Annotated in this window: 4 protein-coding genes; all 4 read left to right on the top strand. The window is 38.5% G+C overall.

Going from position 1 to position 9051, the window contains the following annotated elements; genetic code table 11:
• The coding region (locus L656_RS0113490) for a DUF1329 domain-containing protein (protein ID WP_024599594.1) at positions 1-481 on the top strand (481 nt) is incomplete at its 5' end.
• 131 nt (positions 482-612) lie between these two features.
• Positions 613-1608 carry a WD40/YVTN/BNR-like repeat-containing protein gene (locus L656_RS0113485; protein WP_024599593.1) on the top strand — a complete coding sequence of 332 codons (996 nt, stop codon included), beginning with the start codon at positions 613-615 and terminating at the stop codon, positions 1606-1608.
• Complete coding sequence (locus L656_RS0113480; RefSeq protein ID WP_024599592.1) at positions 1608-3929, top strand: efflux RND transporter permease subunit; 2322 nt, start codon at positions 1608-1610, stop codon at positions 3927-3929. Before L656_RS0113485 ends, L656_RS0113480 begins: the two co-directional genes overlap by 1 nt.
• 208 nt (positions 3930-4137) lie before the next feature.
• The gene (locus L656_RS0113475) at positions 4138-8979 is read left to right on the top strand and encodes an NAD-glutamate dehydrogenase (RefSeq protein WP_024599591.1); all 4842 of its coding nucleotides are present in this window, start codon (positions 4138-4140) and stop codon (positions 8977-8979) included.
• The last annotated feature ends 72 nt before the right edge of the window (positions 8980-9051 follow it).

Genomic DNA, 9051 nt, shown 5'->3' with positions numbered 1-9051 from the left:
TGGCTCGCCAAATCGTTACAATTGGACGCTAAAAGGTAAGCAAGAGTTATATATACCTTACAACAGCTATAAACTTCATAGTGATAAGCTAGAGTACGATGATATTTTAATGCCTGGTCATATCAATCCAGAACATACACGTTACGAAAAACACCGTGTTTGGGTTGTTGAAGCTAACTTAAAAGACGATACACGCCATATCTATAAAAAACGTGTATTTTACATTGATGAAGATAGCTGGCAAGTACAGGTTACGGATATTTATGATAACCGCGACCAACTTTACCGTGTAGCAATGGCTTATGGCCTTAACTATTACGAAGTACCTACTCAGTGGAGTACGCTTGAAGTTTATCATGATTTAAATTCACGTCGTTATTTAGCAATTGGTTTAGATAACCAAGAAAAAATGTACGATTTTTCACAATCGTTTAATGATAACGAATTTACGTCAAGCGCATTACGTCGCGCAGGTAGATAGTTAGAAGTAAGGCACTTAACTTATGTTAAGTGCCTTTTCCTTTCACATCGCGTTTGTCTTATACCAAATCGCGCAACGCTTTCCTCAGTATATAAAGACAAACAATTCTCTCGTTCAAGGCGATTAAAATTATGAAGTATTTAGTATATGCCAGCCTGATCATAAGCGGTGCGGGTGTTGCCCAGGATGTTCCTGAAAACGCAATCAGTGCAATTAATGCAGATAAAACCCTACTTACTGATATAACAAACACAGGTAACGGGCTAATTGCAGTAGGCAAACATGGTACTGTTATTAAAAGTGAAACAGGTAATAAATGGCAACAAGCTGAACTTGTACCGACTCAAGTGCTATTAACAGCTGTTGACTTTAGCGATGAAAATAATGGCTGGGCATGTGGCCACGATGCAACAATAATAAATACTACTGACGGTGGTATTAATTGGCAATTACAACAAGCACAACCAGAATTAGACAAACCATGTTTAGATATTCTATTTGAAGATGACTTGAAAGGTTTTGCAGTGGGCGCTTATGGTATGTTTTACCAAACTAGCGATGGTGGTAAACATTGGCAAAAGCGCTTTTTAGATTCGTTACTATTTAGTGATGACAGAGATTATTTAAACGATTTAAAAGAAAACGACCCCGAAGGGTATGAAGCAGAAACAGCTTCAATTTTACCGCACTTTAATCGAATCGAAATAACAGATAACGGATTAATGTTGGTTGGTGAAATGGGGTTAATGGCCAGAAGCATTGATGATGGTGAAACTTGGCAAAGGATAGAGGAAATTTATCCTGGTTCATTTTTTGCGGTTGCATCAGATAGCACACAAGAAATTGTGGCAGGGCTTCGTGGCAATGTTTTTGCGAAGCAAAATGGTGAACAGCAGTGGCAGCATTTCGAAAATGTAAAAACTGCGACGATCAACAACATCATTAATTACAATAATAAACAATGGCTCATGCTCGCCAATAGTGGCGTTATTTTTCATCTTCAAGATGGGTTACTCACCCATGAGCAGTTAGCCGATGGTAAAGCAATTTTAGATGGCGTGATTTTAAATAACAAACTAATCATGGCTACAGAAGATGGCATTAAAGTGAAGGAGTTAACCCCTTAATGCATAAGTTACTCGATTTTATTGAAAAGGCGATTTTTAGACATCGCTTAATTATGCTTATAAGTTTTGCGCTTATAACGTGTTTACTTGTATTCAAAGCAACTCAAATTCAATTAGATGCCTCGTTTAATAAAAACATCCCGTTAAATCACGACTATATGAAAGTATACACTAAGCATGAAAAACAATTTGGTGGTGCAAACAGTATTTTGATTTCAGTGTGTGATGACAGCGGTGATATATTTAATCCAGAATTCTTTACTCAGTTAAAAGCGGTCCACGATCAGCTTTATTTTATTCCAGGCGTAAATCGTCCATTAGTTAACTCTATATTTTCACCCAGTGCTCGTTTTGTTGAAGTAGTCGAGGATGGCTTTGCAGGCGGTCCAATTATTCCTGCCAACTTTAAAGCTGACAAACGTGGCTTAGGTGTTGTAAAAGAAAATATCGAAAAAGCAAAAGTTGTAGGACGTATGATTGCCAGCGATTACTCGTGTGCAATGGTAACAGCTCAACTTTTAGAAACAGATCCACAAACACAACAAAAGTTAGACACATTAGCTTTTGCGCAAAAGCTAGAAAGTGATTTAAGAGAGCCTCTAAGCACAGAAAAAGTAAGCATCCATATTATTGGCTTTGCAAAAATGGCCGGTGATATTGCAGAAGGCGCTAAAGGGGTGGTCGTATTTTTTGCTATTGCTATCGCCTTTACCTTTATTATGGTATGGCTATTTTGTGGCAGTTTAAAGCTGACCATTTTGCCTATCGCGTGTTCTATCATTGCTGTTGTTTGGCAATTAGGTCTGCTTTCAAGTTTAGGTTTTGGCCTAGACCCTATGTCTATTTTGGTACCGTTTTTAGTATTTGCTATTGGTGTAAGCCATGGTGTGCAGATGATAAATGCGATTGGTAAAAAAGTCGGTGAAGGTAAAACAACACGTATTTGCTGTCAGTCAAGTTTTAGGGCTTTATTGGTCCCAGGTGGTATAGCACTACTTTCAGACACTGTTGGTTTTTTAACATTACTTACCATCGATATTGGTATTATTCGCGAACTTGCCATTACAGCAAGTTTAGGTGTGGCAGTAATTATATTTACTAATTTAATTTTACTACCCGTTTGGGCTTCGTACATGAACTTTGAGAACAGTGTACATATTCAATCTGGTGATGCTACTAAGCCTAACATGCTTGATAAAATTCGAGACCTTCTTGTAAAAGCAACAGATCCTAAAGTAGCTAAAATGATTATTGGTTTTACACTTGTTTTATTTGCTTTAGGTTACTGGCAAGCAGATAAAATGCGTATAGGTGATTTACACGCAGGGGCGCCATCTCTGCATCAAGATGCGCGCTATAATCAAGATACATTCTTAATATCTGATAAATATACTATCTCGTCTGATATCTTAAAGGTAATTGTAGAAGCATATCCTGCTGCATGTACTGAGCATAGTGTGATGGAGCGTATAAGCCGTTTCCAATACAAAGTAGAGAATGTGGCCGGTGTACAGTCTGCTGTAAGTTTGAGCTCTGTAGCTCAATCGGTTAACGCAGGCTACAACGAAGGCAATCTGAAGTGGCAAAGTTTGCCACGAAATTCAGCAAGCTTAGTACAGTCAACATCTAGAGTTGAAACGAGTACAGGTTTACTTAACGGTGATTGTTCAGTTATGCCAGTGATTATATTTTTAGATGATCATAAAGCACAAACTATCGATACTGTAATTAAGAGTGTTAAGCAATTTGCACAAGAAGAGGGCACTGATAAATTATCATTTAAATTAGCGTCAGGACCTGTTGGCGTAATGGCAGCTACTAATGAGTCTGTCTCAGAAGCGCAAATACCAATGATGCTTTACGTTTATGGTGCTGTTATTATTTTATGCTTAATGAGCTTTAAAAGCGTAAAAGCAACGATTGCCGTAGTATTACCGCTTTATATCGTATCAACGCTTGCACAAGCACTTATGGTGCAATTAGAAATAGGCTTAACCGTTTCTACTTTACCAGTTATTGCTTTAGGTGTGGGTATTGGGGTTGATTATGGTATTTATATACTGTCGTCGATGATGGGGCAGCTTAAGCAAAATGTACCATTGAGTATTGCTTATCGAAATGCGCTTGTTGAACGCGGAAGTGCGGTTCTATTTACCGGTATAACATTAGCTATTGGTGTGAGTACCTGGATATTCTCAGATCTTAAATTCCAAGTTGATATGGGTATACTGTTAACCTTCATGTTTTTAGTGAATATGTTAGGTGCAGTGTTGTTATTACCTGCTATTGGTAGTCTTCTCTGGACTGACCAGAAAAAATAATGTGAATAATTTTGCTCCTAAATGGCCTGTAAAGGCCATTTATATCTACAATTTGTGAATAGATGACCAAATAGCTGAAATGCTTAAAATGTTTTCATCGAAAAGGCTGTTTATTAGCTGTAAAAGGGTTAGAATTTAATTGACTCCACGCTAATGAATAGCTGTACAAATTCCTGCTCCTGAGCAGTAATAGATTAAGGAACATACAATGACACGAAATGAAGGCCAAGCCTCGGTTATCCTAGATAATGTCTGTAAGCTGATCCAGAAAAAAGTTCGCGCTGATAATGTGTTACTCGTTGAGAAATTCGCCAAAGCCTTGTACAGCAACATGTCTAAAGAGGATTTGGCAAACCGCAACGATAGTGACCTATATGGCGCAGCATTAAGCCTTTGGAACTCGCTAGAAAAAAATACTACCGACGACGCTGTTATTCGCGTTTTCAACCCTGAAGTGGCAAAAGATGGCTGGCAGTCATCGCATACAATTGTAGAAATTATTACTAAAGACATGCCGTTTTTAGTTGATTCTGTTCGTATGGCCATGACACGTGAAAATATCGCCTCTCACTTATTACTTCACTGCCCATTAAAAATTAAGCGCGATGAAAACGCTAAAATTTCTGGTTTATCAAATTTAAAAGCAGAACAAGAATCTTCATCTACTAAAACAGTATTCTTTATTGAAATCGACCGTCAAACAGATTCTTCTGTGATTGAGTCTTTCAAAAAAGAGTTAGAATCAGTGCTTGTTGATGTGTCGGTTGCTGTTGATGATTGGCAGCCAATCCGTAAAAAATTGATGGCAGTAACTAAAGAGTTACCCAAGCGTCATCATAATAAAACGGAAGAAGAAGTTTCAGAAACAACTGAGTTTTTAGATTGGTTAGCTAAAGATAACTTTACCCTAATGGGTTACCGTGAATATGAGCTAAGCCCAGTTCAAGGTGATTACCAATTAAAAGGTAAAATGGAATCAAGCCTTGGCTTGATGAAAAACTCTACTGAAGAACACACACGATTACTATCAGAATTACCAGAGGTTGCTCGCCAAGAAGCACGTAGTAGCAACCTACTGATCCTAACAAAAACTAACTCTGTTTCTCGCGTTCACCGTCCAGCCTACATTGATTATGTAGGTATTAAGCGTTTTGACGACGAAGGCAATGTAATTGGTGAAGACCGCTTTATTGGTTTGTTCTCATCAAGCTTTTACAATAACAGTGCTACTGATGTGCCAGTATTAAAAAGTAAAATTAATCGCATCATGGAAATGTGTGATTTTGCTAAAGGCACGCATGCTTACAAAGCTGTTTTAAATATTTTAGAAACCTACCCACGTGATGAGCTTGTTCAAGCGCGCGAAAGTGAGCTACTTGAAGTTGCTATGGGTGTGTTACAAGTACAAGAGCGCGATATGTGTCGCTTATTTGTACGTAAAGATGCGTATGGTCGCTTCTTATCTTGCATGGTTTATGTACCTCGCGAGCGCTATAACACGGCACTTCGTCGTGAAACGCAAGATATATTAGCCAATGCATTTAATTCTGACGATAAAGTCGAATTTACTACTTATTTCTCTGAGTCAACACTTGCGCGTACTCATTACACCGTTCGTGTGACCGACAACAAGATCGAATATAACGTGAAAGACATCGAAAACAATTTAGTAGAAGCTGCACGTACGTGGGAAGATAAACTTCAATCTGCACTTTTAGAATCTGCGGGCGAAGCACGTGGTAACGATTTAAATCGTAAATACTGTAATGCGTTTGCACGCTCATACAAAGATGAAGTACTTCCAAGTGCTGCGGTTGTTGATATCGAAAAGTTAGAATTACTTAGTGATGAAAACAAACTAGAAATGCTTTTCTACCGTCCTCAAGAAGAAGCTAATAGCAATATTGTACGATTAAGTTTATTTCATAAAGACGAACCAATTCACTTATCTGATGTTATGCCAATGCTTGAAAACTTTGGTCTGCGCGTTGTGGGCGAAACGCCGTATTCAGTTAAAACAAGCGATGGTCGTATTAATTGGATCATGGACTTCTCGATGCTTATTGATAGCAAAGGGATGGCTGATTTTGATAAGATTTCAGCACGTTTTCGCGCTGCATTAACAAATGTTTGGGGCAACCGCCTGGAAAATGATGGTTTTAACCGTTTAGTGTTAATGGGTGGCCTAACTGGCCGAGAAGCCTCTATTTTACGTGCTTACGCTAAGTATATGCGTCAAATCGGTGTTACGTTCTCTCAGACTTACATTGAAAGCACATTTGCTAACTATCCAAATATTGCTGCGCAAATTGTTAATTTATTTGCTAAAAAGTTCTCAATTAAGAGCCCCGCAAGTGCCAAAACACTTGAGAAGCTAAGCACACAAATCTATTTAGAGCTTGAAAATGTAGCAAACCTAGATGACGACCGTATTATTCGTTTATACGTCGATATGATTGTTGCAACGCTTCGTACTAACTATTTCCAAAAAGATGATGCAGGTCAGTTTAAGTCGTATGTATCATTTAAAATACAACCAAGCTTAATTCCTGATGTACCGCTTCCTCTTCCAGCGTTTGAGATTTTTGTTTATTCTCCGCGAGTAGAAGGTGTGCATTTACGTTACGGTAAAGTAGCGCGTGGTGGCTTGCGTTGGTCTGACCGTCGTGAAGACTTCCGTACTGAAGTTCTTGGCTTAGTTAAAGCGCAACAAGTTAAAAATACAGTAATTGTACCTGTTGGTTCTAAAGGTGGCTTTGTATGTAAACAATTACCAAGTGAGCGTGAAGCGTTTATTAAAGAAGGCCAAGAGTGTTATAAAATCTTTATCCGTGGTCTTTTGGATATTACAGATAACATTGAACGCGGTGAAATAGTGCCAGCTCGCGATGTTGTTCGCCACGATGAAGATGATGCTTACTTAGTGGTTGCAGCCGATAAAGGAACTGCTACTTTCTCTGATATCGCAAATGGCATAGCTAATGAATACAATTTCTGGCTTGGCGATGCATTTGCATCAGGTGGCTCGGTTGGTTACGATCACAAGAAAATGGGTATTACAGCTAAAGGCGCATGGGAGTCAGTTAAACGACATTTCCGTGAAATGGACATTGACTGTCAAACGACTGACTTTACAGTGGTAGCTATTGGCGACATGGCGGGTGACGTATTTGGTAATGGCATGTTGTTATCTAAGCATATTCGTTTACAAGTTGCCTTTAACCATATGCACATTTTTGTTGATCCTAACCCAGACGCTGCTACTTCTTATCCAGAGCGCGAACGTTTATTTAACATGCCGCGTTCATCGTGGGAAGACTACAACAAAGAGTTAATTTCTGCCGGTGGTGGTGTTTTCTCTCGTGCTGCTAAATCAATTACGCTTAGCCCAGAAATGAAAAAAATGTTGGGTACTAAAAAAGCAAGTATGACCCCAAATGAGTTAATGAAAGCTTCATTGATGATGGAGTTCGATTTACTGTGGAATGGCGGTATTGGTACATACATTAAAAACTCTAAAGAAACTGATGCAGATGTAGGGGATCGTGCAAACGATGCACTACGTATCAATGGTAGAGATTTAGGCGCTAAAATAATTGGTGAGGGCGGTAACTTAGGGGCAACTCAATTAGGCCGTGTTGAATTTGCAGCTAAGGGTGGTCGTGTTAATACTGACTTTATTGATAACGTAGGGGGCGTTGCTTGTTCAGATAACGAAGTTAACATTAAGATTTTACTTAATGGCTTGGTTGCTGAAGGTGACTTAACACGTAAACAACGTGATGAGCTACTTTATTCAATGACAGACGAGGTATCTGAGTTAGTATTAAAAGATTGTTATCGTCAAACACATACTATTTCAATTACGCAGTCTAAAGGTACTTCAACGCTTAAAGAAAAGATTCGCTTTATTCATGCACTTGAAAAAGATGGCAAGTTAAACCGTGCTATTGAGTTCATTCCAAGTGATGAAGAATTGGCAGAACGTGCAGCCGCTGGTAAAGACTTAACTCGCCCTGAGCTTTCAGTGCTCGTGTCTTACGCAAAAATGGTATTAAAAGAGTCTTTAGTAAGTGATGAAATTACTGAAAACCCTTACTATCGCCAATTGCTTGTGAAGTCATTCCCACGTCCTCTTCGTGAGAAGTTTAACGATGCGATGAACAACCATCCACTTCGTAAAGAAATTATTGCAACTAAACTTGCTAACAGTATCGTTAATGATATGGGTTTAAACTTCATGGTACGTATGCATGAAGAAACCGGTGCAAACGAAGCTGAAATTGCAATGTGTTACTCAATTGCTAGCGAAATATTTGAAATGCGTGATACATGGTCTTCTATCAGCGCACTGGATAATAAAATACCAGCAGCGGTACAAACTGAAATGCTTTACCAACTTCGTCGTACTGTTCGCCGTACTACGCGTTGGTTCTTACGTCATCGTAATAAGTCACAAACGATTGAACAAGGAATTGAATTCTTTGCGCCAACATTTAAAGATTTAAGTGATAACTTAAATACATACATGATTGAAAAAGAAAATGACCGCATTGTAATTGAAGCCAATAAGTTAATTGATGCCGGCGTTCCTGCAGATATAGCTAAGCGTATTGTTTCATTATCAAGCTTATTCTCTGTGATGGATTTAGCTGAAGTTGCTAATAATTCAGGTAAGAGTATTTCGATGGTATCGAATACTTACTTTAAACTAGGCGCAAGAATGGGTCTGCATTGGTTCTTAGAGCAAATAACTAAGCAACCAGTAGCAAATCATTGGCAAGCACTTGCTCGTTCATCTTACCGTGAGGAGCTTGATTGGCAGCAACGTACGTTATCTGAAGTGGTTTTAAATAGCTTTGAAGGTGATGAGAGTGATGTTGATAGTCAAATAGATCAGTGGATGGATAGCCAAGATTTATTACTTCAACGTTGGAAACAAATGCTGGCTGAGTTTAAAACATCACAAAGCCACGACTTTGCAAAGTTCTCAGTTGCACTTCGTGAACTTATGTTATTAAGTCACAACTGTGATACATCAGGAAAATAATTTAGCTTTAATCTATTATTTGTTTAGTAAATAAATAACTGATTGTTAAATTTGTTATACAATACCTCAGCC

The organism is Pseudoalteromonas sp. TAE56 (assembly GCF_000497955.1).
GTDB lineage: Bacteria > Pseudomonadota > Gammaproteobacteria > Enterobacterales > Alteromonadaceae > Pseudoalteromonas.
The sequence above is the reverse complement of the archived record's forward strand: the minus strand, read 5'-3'. Positions and strand labels throughout refer to the sequence as shown.